15 protein-coding genes are annotated in these 16,373 nt (G+C 61.3%); 4 read left to right on the plus strand and 11 right to left on the minus strand.

Translation table 11 applies throughout. The features are described 5' to 3' along the window. Window positions 1–35 precede the first annotated feature (35 nt). Both ACPYOP_RS05890 and ACPYOP_RS05895 read right to left on the minus strand, forming a co-directional pair. Complete coding sequence (locus tag ACPYOP_RS05890; protein WP_481409457.1) at window positions 36–1,073, minus strand: L-idonate 5-dehydrogenase; 1,038 nt, start codon at window positions 1,071–1,073, stop codon at window positions 36–38. 96 nt (window positions 1,074–1,169) lie between these two features. Further along, the gene (locus ACPYOP_RS05895; protein ID WP_481409458.1) at window positions 1,170–1,898 is read right to left on the minus strand and encodes a GntR family transcriptional regulator; all 729 of its coding nucleotides are present in this window, start codon (window positions 1,896–1,898) and stop codon (window positions 1,170–1,172) included. A 111-nt stretch (window positions 1,899–2,009) separates the two neighbouring features. Here ACPYOP_RS05895 and uxuA point away from each other — a divergent pair, with 111 nt between their 5' ends. The 3 genes from uxuA to ACPYOP_RS05910 all read left to right on the plus strand — a co-directional run bounded on the left by uxuA (window position 2,010) and on the right by ACPYOP_RS05910 (window position 5,064). Then, a complete protein-coding gene (gene uxuA / locus ACPYOP_RS05900) occupies window positions 2,010–3,227 on the plus strand; it encodes a mannonate dehydratase (protein ID WP_481409459.1) in 1,218 nt (405 codons plus the stop codon). After that, complete coding sequence (locus ACPYOP_RS05905; RefSeq protein WP_481409460.1) at window positions 3,224–4,699, plus strand: mannitol dehydrogenase family protein; 1,476 nt, start codon at window positions 3,224–3,226, stop codon at window positions 4,697–4,699. Before uxuA ends, ACPYOP_RS05905 begins: the two co-directional genes overlap by 4 nt. A 155-nt stretch (window positions 4,700–4,854) precedes the next feature. Further along, window positions 4,855–5,064, plus strand: coding sequence for a hypothetical protein (locus ACPYOP_RS05910; RefSeq protein WP_481409461.1), 210 nt, complete (start codon window positions 4,855–4,857; stop codon window positions 5,062–5,064). Window positions 5,065–5,197: 133 nt separating this feature from the next. Here the strand turns inward: ACPYOP_RS05910 and ACPYOP_RS05915 are convergent, their stop codons facing one another. Together ACPYOP_RS05915 and ACPYOP_RS05920 are read right to left on the minus strand one after the other, a co-directional pair. Continuing rightward, window positions 5,198–5,818 carry a class GN sortase gene (locus tag ACPYOP_RS05915; RefSeq protein ID WP_481409462.1) on the minus strand — a complete coding sequence of 207 codons (621 nt, stop codon included), beginning with the start codon at window positions 5,816–5,818 and terminating at the stop codon, window positions 5,198–5,200. After that, window positions 5,815–8,073: a marine proteobacterial sortase target protein gene (locus ACPYOP_RS05920; protein WP_481409463.1), complete on the minus strand. Its 2,259-nt coding sequence runs from the start codon at window positions 8,071–8,073 to the stop codon at window positions 5,815–5,817. The genes ACPYOP_RS05915 and ACPYOP_RS05920 overlap by 4 nt, the downstream gene beginning before the upstream one ends. Window positions 8,074–8,242: 169 nt before the next feature. Here ACPYOP_RS05920 and ACPYOP_RS05925 point away from each other — a divergent pair, with 169 nt between their 5' ends. After that, window positions 8,243–9,004 (plus strand): helix-turn-helix domain-containing protein, encoded by a 762-nt coding sequence (locus ACPYOP_RS05925; protein WP_481409464.1) that lies wholly within the window; start codon window positions 8,243–8,245, stop codon window positions 9,002–9,004. Between the two features lie 68 nt (window positions 9,005–9,072). On the opposite strand, the gene ACPYOP_RS05930 is transcribed toward ACPYOP_RS05925, so the two are convergent. The 7 genes from ACPYOP_RS05930 to ACPYOP_RS05960 all read right to left on the minus strand — a co-directional run bounded on the left by ACPYOP_RS05930 (window position 9,073) and on the right by ACPYOP_RS05960 (window position 16,369). After that, entirely contained in the window at window positions 9,073–9,822 is a 750-nt protein-coding gene (locus ACPYOP_RS05930) for a 2OG-Fe(II) oxygenase (RefSeq protein ID WP_481409465.1), read from the minus strand. 129 nt (window positions 9,823–9,951) lie between these two features. Then, window positions 9,952–11,028, minus strand: coding sequence for an ABC transporter ATP-binding protein (locus tag ACPYOP_RS05935; RefSeq protein WP_481409466.1), 1,077 nt, complete (start codon window positions 11,026–11,028; stop codon window positions 9,952–9,954). A gap of 52 nt (window positions 11,029–11,080) precedes the next feature. Beyond that, window positions 11,081–12,379, minus strand: coding sequence for a D-tagatose-bisphosphate aldolase, class II, non-catalytic subunit (locus ACPYOP_RS05940; RefSeq protein ID WP_481409467.1), 1,299 nt, complete (start codon window positions 12,377–12,379; stop codon window positions 11,081–11,083). After that, window positions 12,376–13,329, minus strand: coding sequence for an SIS domain-containing protein (locus ACPYOP_RS05945; RefSeq protein WP_481409468.1), 954 nt, complete (start codon window positions 13,327–13,329; stop codon window positions 12,376–12,378). Before ACPYOP_RS05945 ends, ACPYOP_RS05940 begins: the two co-directional genes overlap by 4 nt. Before the next feature lie 12 nt (window positions 13,330–13,341). Next, entirely contained in the window at window positions 13,342–14,199 is an 858-nt protein-coding gene (locus ACPYOP_RS05950; RefSeq protein ID WP_481409469.1) for a carbohydrate ABC transporter permease, read from the minus strand. Beyond that, window positions 14,199–15,116 carry a carbohydrate ABC transporter permease gene (locus ACPYOP_RS05955; RefSeq protein WP_481409470.1) on the minus strand — a complete coding sequence of 306 codons (918 nt, stop codon included), beginning with the start codon at window positions 15,114–15,116 and terminating at the stop codon, window positions 14,199–14,201. Before ACPYOP_RS05955 ends, ACPYOP_RS05950 begins: the two co-directional genes overlap by 1 nt. After that, window positions 15,113–16,369, minus strand: a complete 1,257-nt coding sequence (locus tag ACPYOP_RS05960; protein WP_481409471.1) for an ABC transporter substrate-binding protein — start codon at window positions 16,367–16,369, stop codon at window positions 15,113–15,115. Before ACPYOP_RS05960 ends, ACPYOP_RS05955 begins: the two co-directional genes overlap by 4 nt. Window positions 16,370–16,373: the final 4 nt, after the last annotated feature.

A 16,373-nucleotide genomic window follows, 5' to 3' on the forward strand; every position in this document is an offset into this window, starting at 1 on the left:
CTCCTCCACATTGTCGATCATTGCGCCGTGATTGCTTATGTCGCGAAGCTGAGCTGCACCTTCATTTGAGTGGTTCGGTCGCGGACGATATTGAACGCCTCGCGGATGTGTTCCATCGGCACCGTCGAGGTGATGATCGGCCGCACATCTATGCGTCGCTCCGCTATCATCCGGGCGGCGAGGGCATATTCGCCATGGAAGCGATGCGTGCCGATCAGCCGGATCTCCTTTCCGACCAGGGCATTGAACGGGATATGCGAGCCGTTGCTGACACCGACCGCGACGATGGTGCCGCGCGGCTTCACGATCGGAAACAGATTGCTCAGCGCGATGCCCGATCCGGTACATTCGAAACCGGCATCGAAGTATCCCTTGTCCTCGGAATAGCTGGCGAGGCTGTCGCCGTCGCCGCCATTGATGGTCAGGGCGGCTCCCATTTTCTCCGCCGCCTTCAATGGGGCTTCCGCCAGGTCGACCGCCACGACTTCGCGTGCGCCTGCCATGCGTGCGGCACCAATCAGGAGGGCGCCGATCGGGCCTGCTCCCATGACCACCACGCGTCTGCCAAGCAGGCTGCCGGCATTGTTGATGGCATGAAGGCCGACCGACAGCGGCTCCGCGCAGGCTGCTTCGTCCAGGCCTGCCTCGCCGATGGGCTCGCATTGAAAGTCCTCGACGACGATGAGATCGCGAAAGCCGCCGTCGCAGTGCGGCTTGCGCATTGCGCTTCCGAAGAACTGCATGTTCAGGCAATGCTGCTGTTGTCCGATCTGGCAGAAGCGGCAGTGGCCGCAGGGCCGGCTCGGGCAAAGCGCCACCCGATCCCCTGGCTTCACATTTCCAACGCTTGCGCCGACCGCCTCAACGGTGCCGGCGACCTCGTGACCAAGGATGATCGGCTCGGTGACGCGGATCGTGCCTATCCCGCCATCCCAGAAATAATGGATATCCGATCCGCAGATGCCGCCGGCTCCAACACGCACCAGGACTTGTCCATCGCCGACCGCACCGATATCGCGTTCCTCGATGCGTATGTCGCCCTGGGCGTGAAGCACGCAAGCTCTCGTCTTCATGAGCTCCCTCCTGTGTTTCTGGGACGCTATCTCCGGTCAGACAGGACGGCGCAGCCATCCGCCGCCGCTGTTCTGGCTGCGCCGATTGGCAAACGGCTAAGTCGATGGCGTGAAAAAATCGGGATATTGCGCCTCGACCGACGGCAGATCCTCCAGGATGAGCTGCAGGTGCTGTCTCATCTCGCGCTCGGCCTCATCCGGGGCGGAGCGTTCGATGCTGTCGACGATGGCGGTATGCTGTCGCACGAGTTTTTGCTGCGGAAAGCTTCTCAATGTGAGGTGACGCACGCGGTCCATCTGCAGCTTCACGTCCTCGATGACCTTCCAGCCATAGGACCGGCCCGCCGCATCGGCCAAGGTCCAATGAAACTGCTCGTCCAATTTCATGAAGTCGTCCGGGCTGTCGATCGGGATTGCCGCCTGCTCTTCCAGCTGCAGGCGAAGATGTCTGATCAGGCGGGCATCGCTCTTGGCCGCAAGCTCGCGTACGATATGGGTTTCAATCGCCTCGCGCACGAAACGCGCGTCGACCACCTGAGCGATGCTGATCTTTCGAACGAAGGTACCGCGTTGCGGCCTGACTTCGAGCAGACCGTCCTCGGCAAGCTTGATGAAGGCCTCGCGCACCGGCTGGCGGCTCGTGGCAAATCGTCCGGCAATATCCACTTCCGACATCGCCGTGCCCGGGCTGAACTCGCCCCGCACGATCAGCCGGCGGAGCGCCTTATAGATCTGCGGTCCCACGGGGGCTGTCGCTTCCAGCGTCCACACGGTCGACTGGGGCTCGCCCGTGCGTTGCGCCGTTGTTCGGATTGGGGGTTCCATCGTCGCCATAACGCAATGGCATATAGTGGACTACCATACTAGTCAATCACAATCCTGCATGCTAATGCAGTTGCATAGGCAGATCATGCCGTCTCGGAAGGGAGTAATATCGTGAAGCAGACTTGGCGATGGTTCGGACCGCGGGATCAGGTTTCGATCGACGATATGCTGCAGGCCGGCGTGCAGGGTGTTGTCAGCGCACTGCATCACGTCCCCACCGGAGCCGTGTGGTCCGCAATCGAGATTGCAAAGCGCAAGGCCGAAATAGGCCGCATGACGGATGGCAGCCCCTCGGGTCTCGCCTGGGACGTGGTCGAAAGCCTGCCTGTTTCGGAGGATATCAAGAAGCAGAAGGGCGAGTGGCGCGAGCATATCGCAAACTACAAGCTCAGCCTTGGCCATCTCCGCGATGCCGGTATCGAAACGATCTGCTATAATTTCATGCCGGTGCTGGATTGGACGAGAACGCATCTGCGATGGCGCCTGCCCAACGGCGCCACTTGCATGCGGTTCGATCTGGTCGATTTTGCCGCCTTCGATCTATTTATCCTCGCCCGAGCCGCTGCCGCGCAGGAACTGCCCGACTGGCTGGTGGAGCAGGCGCGCGCGAGGCATGCTGACATGAGCCAGGAGCAACGGCAGGAACTCGCAAACAATATCGTCTGCGGCCTGCCTGGTGCCGCCGAAAACTTCACGCTGGCGGATGTGCGTGCCCATCTGGAGGATTATGATGATGTCTCGGCGGACCGGCTCCGGGCTCATCAGATAGATTTTCTTTCCGAAGTCGTTCCCATGGCGGAAGAGCTTGGCATGCGGCTATGCTGTCATCCGGATGATCCGCCGTTCGCGCTTCTCGGCCTACCGCGCATCATGTCGACGGAGGCGGATTATGCGGCACTGATGAAAGCCGTCGACAGTCCGGCAAACGGCATCACGCTGTGTACCGGATCATTGGGTGCCCGGCCGGACAATGACCTGCCCGGCATAATGGAGCGACTCGGAGATCGCGTGCATTTCCTGCATCTGCGCAACGTCAAGCGCGAATCCAGCGATGTCTACAGCTCCTTCTACGAGGCCGAGCACCTTGGTGGGGGCACCGACATGGTGGCGATGATTGCCGCCATCCTGCGCGAGGAGCGGCGTCGCGCTGCTAGCGGGCGCGCTGACTGGCAAATCCCGATGCGGCCGGATCACGGGCAGGATATTCTCGATGACCTCAAGCGCGAAGGTCAACCCGGCTATCCGGCAATCGGGCGCCTCAAGGGCCTTGCCGAACTGCGCGGCATCGAGACGGCATTGTCTCATCCCTCGGCAGGGCTGCGACCGTGACCGATCGAAAGCGCCTGTCTTCGCTCGCCGAGATAGCCGGCGTTGCGTCGAGGCCCGGCTATGAGCCCGGCCGTCATGGTTGCGGCATCGTGCATTTGGGGGTGGGCGCGTTCCATCGCGCTCATCAGGCCGATTACGCGGATGCGGCCCTTGCGGCTCGCGGCGGTAATTGGCGTATCGTGGGCGTGAGCCTTCGCGGCCATGACGTTGCCGACGCCCTCAATCCGCAAAACGGCCTCTACACGCTGATCGAACGCGATGCTGCCGGAGCACGCGCAAGGGTCATCGGCAGTATCGAGCGCGTCATCGCCGCGAGCCGCGAGCCCGCCGCGCTGATGCAGGCGCTTGTGGATCCGCAGACGCGCATCGTGTCGATGACCGTGACGGAGAAGGCCTACGGCATCGATCGCGCCAGGATGACGGCCGATCTCAACCATTCCGCCGTTGCGGTGGACCTGGCAAAACCCGCGCAGCCGACCGGCGTGCTCGGCGTTCTGACCGAGGCGCTGAAGCGTCGGCGCGCGTCCGGCATTGCACCTTTTACCGTGTTGTGCTGCGACAACCTGCCTGACAATGGAGCCTTCGTCCGGGCAGGGGTTATCGATTTTGCTCGCAGATCCGACCCGGCGCTTGCCGACTGGATTGCAACCGATGTCGCCTTTCCGTCGAGCATGATCGACCGCATCACGCCTGCCGCAACCCAGCGGACACTTGACGATGCCCAGCAAATGACCGGCTGCCTGGACCAGGCTGCGATTGAAACAGAGCCTTTCCGGCAATGGGTGATCGAGGACCGCTTTCCCAGCGGACGCCCGGCCTGGGAGGCGGGCGGCGCATTGTTTGTCGAAGACGTGCGTCCCTATGAGACGATGAAGCTGCGCATGCTCAACGGATCGCATTCGATGCTGGCTTATGCGGGTTTCCTGACCGGCCGGCGCTATGTCCGCGATACGGTCGGCCCGGCCGGTTTCCGACCGTTGATCATGCGGCATCTGAGCGCTGTGGCCTCGACGCTTCAGCCGCTACCCGGCATAGAGCTTGACGCCTATGCGGCGGATATTCTCACCCGCTTCGCCAATCCCGCCATTGCCGACGAGACCCGTCAGATTGCGATGGATGGCACCGAGAAGTTGCCGCAGCGCCTGCTGGCACCGGCCGTTGAACTCTTGGCCCAGGGCGCGGATGTCAAGCCCTTTGCCTTCGCCGTTGCCGCCTGGATGCGCTATTGTCTCGGACGCCTGGACGATGGCACGGTCTATGCGCTCAACGACCCGCGCGAGACCGATATCGCCAAAGCTGTTTCAGGCGTCGGTTCGCCGCCGGACCTAGCCAGGGCATTGCACGCTCTTCCAGGGCTATTTCCCGACCGCCTTCGCTCCGACCCCAAATGGCTGGACGCCGTGTCGTCCCGGCTTGGCAGGATGATGACGGATGGGATGCAGGCGGCGGTCGCTTCCGAACTGGCGCATTAGAGCAATTCCAGGAAAAGTGCATAGCGGTTTTCCGTCCGGAATTGCGAGAAAACAAAGGGCTAGAGCGGTTCAGAGATTCCATGAAAAGCTGAACCACTCTAGCATGCGGCTGATGCCGTCCGTGATGACGGGCAAAGTCTTCAAAAATATCCCCTGTGGACGAATCACATGCTTCCCTTGTCGAAGGGCCGATCGGCTCTAGTTTGCGAATCTCTAATGATTTGCAAGGGTTAGTGATTGTGAGTTATGACTGGAGCGGCGTCAGGACACGGCGCATCAAGGCGATCAAGATGGCGGTTTCGGTGGCGATTGCCGCGGTAATCCTGGGCGCGCAGACAATGCTTTGGCTGAACGGTTCGTTTTGAACGTTTCGGGACTTAAGAGTTCAAAAAGCACTCAATGGAACGAAGGCCGATTTCCCTGCCTTCGCCCTTGTTTTCTCCGAGGTACCGCTGGGGCACGCTCTTCGGATAAAGTCGAGCCATTTCACACAAACCGTCATGGCGCGGCACTTTCTTCAAGATCGGCAAAGACCAGATAGCGAAGCGGACCCGATGTCACGGCGTCGAAGGGAAAGCACGTCGCAAGCACAAGGTGAACACCACGCGCATCTGAGTCGATTTCGGCCTCATCCCAGCGGGCCACGGCCATATGCGTCGCGCGGAAGGCGAAGATACGGCCGTCGCGACGCGTGATCCTGATCGGGTCATTTTCCTTGATATTTCGTAGGAAATTGAAGTGCGTATCCCGATGCGCCGCGTAAACCGCCGTACCCTCGTCACCGGCCTCCGGCGTATTGTCGAGATGACCGGGGCCAAAGGCCAGCGCCTGGCCGCTTGCGCCGTTGAGCGCGATGGCGGAAACGCCGAGATGTGGAACCTCTATGCGTGCCACCGGCCAGGTGTCGGCCCAGCTCCAGGGCTTGACCGGTGCGCCGGACGTCACGCTCTCGGCAAAGGCGCGTTCCAGCAGAACCTGCGCCAAGGCCGCTTTCGCATAGATCCATCCCCCCTGAGCGGCGAGGAAGAGGCCTGAGGCTATCAAAATGCCGGCGGCCAGGAAGAGAAGGGAGCGCGCTGGCGCGCTCCCGATTGATTGGATCCGAGCGGCGGCGATCATGCCTTGCTCCTTCTCGATACGGAGACCAGCAGCAACGTTCCGAACAGCAGGGCAAGCAATCCCTGCAGGATGAGGAGCGTTGCGGGCGTTGCCGTCTGCGGCAGGGGAGGGCTTGCGGAAGGCGGTGCCGAGATCTCCTGGATATCCGCATCACCGTCGACGGCTTGCGACGTGTCGCTCGCCCGGTGGTGCTTGTGGTCTGCCTTCGCTTCCCGCGTCGTATCGATGCCGAGGAGCTTGTCGTAATCCCAGCCGGCCGGCAGCTGCAACGGAATGTCGGCCGCAGTCAGCGGTGCGTTTGCCGGGCGCAGGCGCTTGCTGTCGACTGCGACGAGGCTGGTCAGGCGCGTCACCAGATGATGATTCAGCGCCAGCTGCAGGATGCGCTTGTCCGCTTCCGGCTGCGTGATCTTGCCAAGCGTGAGATTGACCTCGGCATCGTCGATCTGGCGGCGTGCCCAGATCTTGGAGATGCCCTTGGCGTCGCTTGCCTGATCGAGCGGCAAGGAGATCGTCCACGGGCGGTCGCCGACCATGCCGCTGACGGTCAGTGTACCGGCAGCTTTCCCCATGCGCGCGGCCAGGACCAGCGGTTCGCCGTGGTAGATGTCGGGCAGGAGGTTGGGCGACAGGTTGACATTCTTTTCCGAGAAGTTGGCTGCGACATCGGTGACGGCGGGGTTCTCCAGCTTGTCGAAGAGGGCGCGCATGCGTTCGTTCACCTCGGCAACCGATCCGATATGGGTGAAGCTGCCGCGGCCGAGTTCGGCGGCGCGGCTCATCAGGTAGGTATTCGGCGCAGAACCGATGCCGACCATGAAGATGCGCGAGCGTCCGCGCGATTGGGCGATGGCATCGAGAAGCTGCTGCTCGTTGTTGACTTCGCCGTCGGTCAGGAACACGACCTGACGCAACCCGTTGGCCTGATGGCTGTCATCGAGGGCTGCATGCAGCGGCGGCAGCATTTCGGTGCCTCCGGCAGCCTCCAGGCTGCTGACGAAGCGGCGAGCGGAGGCGATATTGTCAGGCGTCACCATGACTGAATCCGGGAAGAATTTCGTCATCGTGTCGTCGAAGCGGATGACGTTGAAGCGATCGTTCGGCTCGAGCCGGGACAGGGCATAGTCGAGGCTCGCTCTTGCCTGCTCAATCGACGTACCGCCCATGGAGCCGGAATTGTCGATGACGAAAACCACTTCGCGGCCGGCCTTTTGCGGTGTCGTCACAGCCGGCGGCGTCACATAGGCAAGCACGTAGTCATCCTTGCCGACATGTTCGCGGAACAGTCCGACGCTCGGCACATTGCTTGCGACTGCGTTCCATTCGAGCACGAAGTCGCGGTCAGCCGTCGCATCGCCGTCCAGTACGATCTGCCGCGCGCTGTCGTTCAGCCTGTCGATCCTGACCGCATGATAGAGGCTTTTGACATCGTCGAGCGGGAAGCCGGCGTTGAGATTGACCTTCAGCGTCACGGCATTGGTGCGATTGCTGTCGGGTGCCGACAGAGGCGCGGCGACGGGCTTGTCGACGGACTTGCGCGACGAGCTCTCCTTGCTCTGCCCCCAGCCGGCCTTCAGGTCGGCCTGCTGCGTGATGGCTTCCGCATTTTGCGGCGTGTAGCGGGGAGCGACGACCAGAGGAACCCGCAAGGAGAAGCGGCCATCGGCCAGGTGTACAGCCTGCTGATATTCTATCTGGACGACGATTTTTTCATGCGGACCTATGTTGGCGACCGCATTGGTGAAGACATTCGGCCGCTGCTGCGCGACCAGCGTCGCCTTCTTTCCTTCTCTGCGCGCCTTCTCGTAGATGGTACGGGCAGCCTGCTTCTCCTTGATGTCGGCGACCACAACGCGGTTGCCGACGATCATCTTCAGCGAATAGACGGCGCTATCCTCCGGAAGAGGGAATACGTAGTGGGCTTCAACCCATTTGTCCGTCGAGTTCTCGAAGGCCTGGGTGAGCACGGCCCTTGCCGTCGGGCCGTTGACGTCGAGGTCGACATCGGTCGCAAGCCGCGGCGCCTCGATATATTTGCCGTCTTGCGTCGTCTGGAGAAGAAGGCTGCCCGCACCCATTTCGTTTGGGGTGACGAAGGCGGCAGGTTGCGCGTGCGACTCCAGGGGATGCAGCAGTGCAAAAATGACGGCCAGCACCGGCAGCAGGATGGCATTGCTGAACCACAATAACAGGCCGACCTTCGTAAGGACGGCGCGCCGATTTCGGTTGTGTGAAAGGCTTGGCGAGGTTGACATGACAGGCTCCTTGTTCGCTGAGGAATGACTGAAGCCATTGTGAACAAAGGCTATTTTCTCGCCAGCGTAAGCTTTGCCCCGTTTCGTCCGCATCTTGCCGCAAACCGTCTTGCCGGTGGCGGCCATGTGTGGAATTGTGAAGGAAATTACGCAATCGGGAAACGAATGAATGGTCCAGGGCGACCCGTATCTATCCGATCATCAGAACAGTGCAGTGGCGGAGCGGGTGCGGGAGGAAATTGCCCGGCGGCGCATTTCCAGGCAGCGACTTGCCAACGATGCGCGCATCAGTCTTTCGACCTTGGAAAAGGCTCTTTCCGGGCACCGGCCTTTCACGCTTGCGACCCTCATCCGCCTGGAGCAGGCAATGGGAGTCGTCCTGCGCGATGCGGGCGGAGCGCAATCGGCTGTCATCAACGACAAGCCCGGTCATGCGCCGGAAGAGCTTGGCGCTTATTCCCGCGCTTCGGTCTCATGGCTTGAGGGCACTTACCTGACGCTGCGTCCGTCCTTCGGCGATCCGAATGCGATTTTTGCCTATTGCACCGAGATCGCCTGGGATGGTGAGCGCACCTGTCTGAGCTTCAGGGAGCGCGAGCGCAGCGACGCCTCATTTTCGCAACAGGGCTCGGTCTCCGTTCCGCATTTGTCGGGCCATATCTATCTCGTGACGAACTCCTCCGGACAATACCGCATGGCGATATTGTCGAGGCCCAGCATCACCGGCGAGATGTTTGGCCTGCTGACGACCTTGCGCGCCGGTCAGGGATCGCATCTGACGCCTGTCTCGACGCCGCTCGCCCTGCTGCCGATCGCCGCCTTCGCGCAGCCATCCTTGGGCCGCGTTTCGGCGGGAGATCAAAATCACGAGGCCTATACCTCTATAATGCGCAGGATTACCGGCGAGAGCTATGCTGGCTTCGTCGGCTAAAGCATGTCGCGCAAAAGTGTGCAGCGGTTTTGCGATAACGACATGCTTCAAGAACTGGTGTGCAGCCGTCATCGGGCATCGTGAAAGATGATGCCGACAGTGTGACGCATGCCCGAGCGAACCCGGCTAACCCCGTGCCGGAGATTGACGCGGTAGTTCCCCTTGGTTCCCTGCACAGGGCGGTTATGAACTGCGAAGGCGACGGCATCTCCTTGCCGGAGCGGCACGACCTCCACGCGGCTTTGCATGCGCGGCCGCTGCTCGGTCAAAACGAACTCGCCTCCGGTAAAGTCTCGGCCCGGCTCGGAAAGCAGGATTGCGACCTGGATGGGAAAGGCAAGCTCGCCATAGAGATCCTGGTGCAGGCAATTGAAGTCTCCGGGCACATATTGCAGCAATAGCGGCGTCGGGCGTCTCTGGCCGGCCTCATGGCATTGCTTCAGGAAGGCTGCATGCTCATCGGGATAGCGTTCCTCGGCGCCCATGCGTTCGTTCCATCCGTTCGCGACCCCGGCCAGATGTGGATAAAGCGCGGTGCGCAATCCGCCGAGAAGTCCGGGCAACGGATAGTTGAAGTAGCGGTATTCACCTTTTCCGAAGCCGTGACGCGCCATGATGACATGGCTGCGGAAGTGGCGTTCCTGCGGGTATAGCCTGGAGATCGCATCACACTCCTTAGGCGCGAGCAATTGTGGGAGGACGGCACAACCAAAGCCGTCGAGCTCTCCCGTAAGCGACTTCCAATCATAGGCGTCGACCCGCCCCTCGACAGGGTTTTCCATGGCGGCTGGCGCAAAAATGGATGTCGGTGTGTTCATGTCAGGTCCTCGGTCTGGGCGGCTTTGGGAGCTTCGATGCCCCCGGCGTCGCGAGAGCTTGAATCCTAGCTCCCAAACCGGAACGGCGGCCACCCGATTTCCGATGAACTGCTCGGATGAATGAGGCGCTCAATCTCCGTCGTATCCGATCCGTCGGCCTGTCGCCCCGTCGAAAAGGTGAAGCTTGCCAAGATCGGGCTTCAGGGAAATGACGTCGCCGGCGCGCGATCCGATGCGCTCGCGCAAGGCGATTACCAGATTGTCCGCACCGATGTTCGAGACGATAAGCGTTTCGGCGCCTGTGGGCTCGACGACCACGACTTCGGCATCGATACCGCCTTCGCCGATCGAGATATTCTCCGGCCGAATGCCGTAGACAACCTCCGCCCCTCGCGAGAGACCGAGCCTTTCCGGCAGTGGCAGGCGTCCGCCGCCATCTGCGATGAACTCCAAAGGTCCGTCGGCGCTGACCTTGCCACGAATGAGATTCATGCCGGGGGAGCCGATAAAGCCCGCGACGAAGAGGTTGGCAGGCCGGTCGTAAAGCTCGAGAGGCGAGCCGATCTGCTCGACGTAACCGTCGCGCATGACCACGATCCGGTCCGCCATCGTCATGGCCTCGATCTGGTCGTGGGTGACGTAGATGGTCGTCGTGCGCAGGCGCTGGTGCAACTGCTTGATTTCGGAGCGCATCTGCACGCGCAGCTTGGCATCGAGGTTGGATAGTGGCTCGTCGAACAGGAACACCTGTGGCTGGCGCACGATCGCGCGCCCCATAGCAACACGCTGGCGCTGGCCGCCGGACAGGTTGCGCGGATAGCGGTCGAGCAGGTTTTCGAGCCCTAGAATCTGCGCCGCGTCGCGCACCCGCCGCTGGGTCTCCTCCTTCGGCGCCTTCGCCAGCCGGAGCGAAAAGCCCATATTCGCCTCGACAGTCATATGCGGATAGAGGGCGTAGGATTGAAACACCATGGCGATGTCGCGGCTTTTGGGTTCGACATCGTTGACGACCTTGCCGCCGATGGCGACATCGCCGCCGCTGATCTCCTCGAGCCCGGCGATCATGCGAAGAAGTGTCGATTTTCCGCAGCCTGAAGGCCCGACGAGAATGACGAATTCGCCGTCCTCGATATCGATATCCACCCCATGCAGAACTTCGAAGTGACCGTAGCTCTTGCGGACATTCGTCACGCTGACCGATGCCATAATGATCTCCAATTAGAAAAGCGTGTTGTTTGAGCGCCCGTGCTCTATCGACCTATGCGATCGTTGCGGCGGAGTAGGGAGCCAGGGCCGCATCGATCGCCGCAATGCAGAGGTCGCGCGCGCGAGGCGGAACCTTTTTGGCGGCGACTGCTGGATAGACCCGGCCGAGATATTGGCTGATGAGGGTTTCGGGAATATCGCCATCGAAGCGTGCAAGCAGGGTCTCGACTGCCACTGTTGCCCGTTTGTCCGGCCAATAGTAACGAATGCGGTCGCTATAGCTGAAGTGGCGCTGCAAGCGCTGTTCTTCGACTGAGCCGCCATAATGCGAATTCCAGTGAGCTGGATTTTCGAGCATGACGGCTTCCATGGTCGCATAGATGGTATCAGGCAAAGCCCCTCCGGCGAGAACCGACGCGATGGCGTCGAGGCCGTAAAGCGCTTCTCGCAAGGCGAAGGTCAGACCCGGGCCGACCTTGAGGATTGCCAATCCATCATCCACGAGGGCGGCAAGCGCCTCCGCGGGCTGGTAATCCGTGGAGTGAGCCTCGAAAAGCAGGCCGGGCATTTGCTCCAGCGCGCCAATCAGAGCGGACGCCCGATCAGGCTTGTAGATGGCGACATTGGCATTGCCGAACTCGACGCCGGGCTGCACGACGATGGCAATCACCCGCTCCAGAGCACTTTCGACACCGGCCTTTGTGAAGGCGGCACGATGCACTGCCAGCGTGTTCATGGCCGCTTCGGGTCGCGTCACCTCAAGCTCGTCGAGGGCATGGGTAGCGCCGCCTGGCGGCGGCACCTCGGTGCCGATGATGTAGACGGGCGGCCGGCGGCTGGAGCGAAGAGCGGTCTCTTCCGCCACCCGGGCCAGCCTTGCTGCGCGCTTGGCCGTCAGTTCGTCCGCCAAGGCGACGGGCTCGCCGGCGCAGCCCATCGATGTATCGAGATGGATCTTTTCGAAACCTGCCTCGATATAGGCTGCAATCATCGCCTCGGCCTTCGCCATCGCTTCCTCTGCGGGCAGTTTCCTCCATGGGTTCGGCCCGAGATGATCGCCGCCGAGGATGATGCGCTCGACGGGAAAGCCGACCGCTGCGGCGATGTCCTCGACGAAACGCCGAAAGTCTCGCGGCGTCATCCCGGTGTAGCCACCGTCCTGATTGACCTGGTTGCAGGTCGCCTCGATCAGCGCGACCGCCTCGTCGGAGGCCGCACGCCTGAGCGCCGCTTCGATGACAAGCGGATGCGCGGAGCAGACCGAGGTGATCCCGCGCGGTAATATCTTGGCGCGGTCGCCGAGAAGCTGCTTCAGCGCAGCATGGCGATTGTGTTCGACGGAGGCGTTCATCCTAGCATCACGACCTTGGTCAGATGACGGGGCGATACCGTGTCGACGCCCTTGGCCTGCGCTGCGCGCTCGCCAAGCACCTGCAGAGCCGGCAGGAGGCAGAGACCGGCAAGTGCCGGGTCGCAATCGACTGTCAGTTCCAGATCGCCCGGGCCGCCGAAGCCGATGACGGCCACGCCTTTTTCCCGCAACTCTTCGACCAGTAAAGCTTCCGCGGGCTTCTGGTCGGCGCTGTAGAGCATGACGACCGCCGTCTTTTCATCGACGAGGCTGATCGGTCCATGACGGTATTCCAGCGGATGGAAGCCCTGCGTCACGATCTGGCTCATTTCCATCAGCTTCAGCGCGCCTTCCAGAGCGATGCCGTAGAGCGCTCCGCTGCCGAGGAAAACGAAATGCGAGCGACCTTCGATGATCTTTGGAAGAGCCGCATCGAGCTGATCGCCCAGACGACGGGCGGACTGCACAATCGATGGCGGGACCTGCACCCCGACCATCTGCATGCCCAGAAGCAGCATCAGGCTCGCCGAGACCGTCATGACGATTCCTTCGTCGTCATGAGTCTGAGCTTCGATCAGCCGGTCGCAGTTTTTGGCAAGCGAGCTTTCGGGCTCGACCGTGATGGCGGTGACGAAAACGCCGGCTTCGCGGCTTGCCTTGGCGGCGGCAACGGTTTCCGTTGTTTCGCCGCTGCGGGAAAGGGCCACCAGATGGACCTTCTGCCAGCGCGGCCAGAAGGCGGCTGGTCGATTCAGCCATTCCGCACCCGGTACCGCAATCGCCGGATAGCCGGCGCGATTGGCATGTGCTGCAAGCGACAGGGCAAGATTGTAGGATGTGCCGCAGCCGAGAAAAACAGTCAGTTCGGCATCATGCGGGGCGGAGATTGATCCGATCGCCTTCTCCCAATACGAGAATTGCTCGAAAATCACCTTTTCCGTCGTATTCATACTAGCTCCGATTTACTTGACCGATCCGGCCAGCAAGCCGCTGACGAGGTATCGATTGAGAAAGATGACGACCAGGGCGGGAATGATGATGGCAATCGATCCGCTTGCCGTGATCAGCCCATAGTCGATGAAGTTCTTGGTGACGAATTCGGGGATCAGCACCGTCAACGGCTTCGTCGCCTGCGGCGAGAAGATGAGCGGCACGAGATACTGTCCCCATGCGCCAAGAAATGTCAGGATCGCCGCTGCCGTCAGGCCGGGACCGGCGAGCGGCAGAACGATGTTGAAGAAGATGTAGAGCCTGCCGGCGCCATCGAGCTGCGCCGCCTCCTCAAGCGCGATCGGCAGCGCCTCGAAGACGCTCCGCAACAGCCACAGGGATAGAGGCAGGTAGGCCGAGACGTAGATCAGCGCGATGCCGACATAGGTATCGACCAGATGCAGGCTGATCATGATGCGGTAAAGCGGGATCAGCACCGCATAGCCGGGGATTGCGAGTGTCGCAACGACAGCGGCAAACAGAAAGCCCCTGCCGGGAAACCGGATCCGCGTGAAGGCGTAGGCCCCAAGCGCGGAGATCGCGACGCAAAGAAGCGTTGCGGCAACCGAGGTCACGATGCTATTGATCAGCGCGGCACGGAACTGCGACCAGACCTGCACCCCGCCAATTCTCGCGACGTCGATGCCGAACAGGCGCGAGAAATGATCGAGCGTAAAGTGCTGCGGGAAGAAATGGATCGGGCGTGTCGAGAAGTCCTCGGTCGGGGTGATCGAGCTCGCCAGCGTCCAATAGATCGGTCCGAGCGACCAGATCAGCAGAAGCGCGACGCCGGCCCAAATCAGCAAACGATAGGAAAGGCTCTGTTTCATCAGTCAAACCGGGTGTTGCGATAGACGCGCAGGACATAGACGAGCGAAACCAGCAGCGAGACCAGCGTGATCACGAGTGATAGCGCCATGCCGTAGGAGAAACGCAGGTTCTGAAACGTCTCGAGATAGATCTGGACGAGGACAGGCCGCGTCTCGAGGCTGGAGCCCGCCAAGACCCAGGCCTCGTCGAAGAGGTTGAATGCATTGACGGTCGCATTGGTCATGGCAACGGCGATTGCGCTGCGCACCAGCGGAAGCGTGACCAGGGCGAACATCTGCGTGCGCGTGGCACCATCGATGCGCGCCGCCTCATAAAGATGTGCCGGAATGCTCTGCATGGCGGCAAGCACGATGACCACGGTCAACGGCATCATCCGCCAGACGTGAACCACGGTCACCGCGATAATGGCGCTGGTGCGATCGTTGAACCAGACGTGGTTTTCAAAGGGCACGCCCGCCGCTGACAGAATGCCGTTCAACAATCCCGCACCGGGCTGATAGATCCAGAGCCATATCACCGCGTTGACGACACCGGGCAGCGCCCAAGGCAGGACGACAGCGGCGAGCAGCCATTGCCGGCCGGCCTTGACCTGATTGATAAGAGCGGCGGCCAGCACGCCGAAGACCGTTTCGGCCACGACCGCGAGCACAACGTAGAGAAGCGTGTTGATCCAGGTCGTGCCCAATTGGGCGTCGGAGAACATGCGGGTGTAGTTCTCGATGCCGATGAAGGGCGTCCCGGCCTGCATTGGATTGATCCTGTGCAGGCTGTCCCAAACGGTTCTTCCGATCGGGAAGAAGACCAGGGCTGCCATCGTGATCAGGATCGGTGAAACAAGCAGGATCCCGAGCGTAGTGTCGGCGTTGACGCCGGCACTACGCTTGCTCCTGCCACCGGCAGAAATTGCGATTGTCATTGCGCCGATGCCTGTTTTGCCGCTTGCGCAATGTTCTGCATGGCCTGATCGACGGTGACCTGACCTTTCGCGGCGCTATTGATCGCCGTATTCACCGCGCTCGAAAATTCCGGATACCACGGAGGTGTGCCCTGTTGGAACAGCGGCTCGACGGTCTTCGACTGTGCCACCAGCGCATCGCCGCTCTGCAGCTGGCCGGCGGCATTGAGCTCGGACAGCGCCGAAGTGCGGGTCGGCAATGCGCCATTGGCCGCGTTCTTCTTCTGGAACTCCTTGCCGGTGAACCATTTGACGAAGGCGATGGCAGCTTCCCTGTTCTGCGAAACGCGGGGGATGGCGAGCGCTTCCGGGAGGCCGAAACTGCGGGTTTCGCCGCTTGCCGTCGGCACCAGGATGGCCTCGACCTGTCCGGCCACTTTCGACTGCTTGGGATCGTTCATCTGACCGATCCTGCCCGGCTCCCCGGAAATCATGATGCTGGTGACGCCTTGGGCGAACATGCTTTCATTGATTTGGCTATCCTTGAGGCCGGTGGAGGCGGGGTCGACCAGTCCCTCCTTCAGCAGCATCAATTCGAAGGCGAGCGCCTTATAGCCGGCGGAATCCTTGGAAACGAAGAGCGGCTTGAAATCCTTGTCGAACAGCTCGCCGCCGAAGGCTTTCGTCAGCAGATACCAGCTGGTCGATGCACCTTCCGTCGCCGAAAGCGGCAGGCCGATCGGATAGGTCGCGACCTTCTTCTCCTTGATCTGCCTGGCCGCGGCAACAAGCTCGTCGAGCGTCTTCGGCATCTTGGTGATGCCGGCGTCTGCGAAGTGCTTCTTGTTGACCAGCATGACGCGGAAATCATTGGTGTATGGCACGCCGAGCAGATTGCCGTTGACCGTGAAGATCTTGGAAACACCGATATCCTTGACCGTGTCCGCATCGATGATGTCGTTGAGCGGCAGATACCAATCAGCGGCGCTGAACTGGCCTGTCCAAGACCAGTCGAATTCGGTGACATCGGCCGGCGCGGTGCCGGCGATCAGCGAGGTGACGAGTTTCGGGCGGATATCGTCCCAGGAAAGCGTCTGCATATTGACGTGGATGCCGGTCTCAGCTTCGAAATCGCCGGGAATATTCGGGGCTTGAGGCGAGGGCATCAATACCGTGATCGATTGGCCGCTCAGCGGTTTCGCATTCTGAGCGAGAGCCGGAGCGGCGGCAACGAGCGCCGCCAAGGCGACGAATGACAGAGTATATTTACGCATGTTC

It is taken from the genome of Rhizobium sp. KNZ2-6A, from assembly GCF_056755475.1.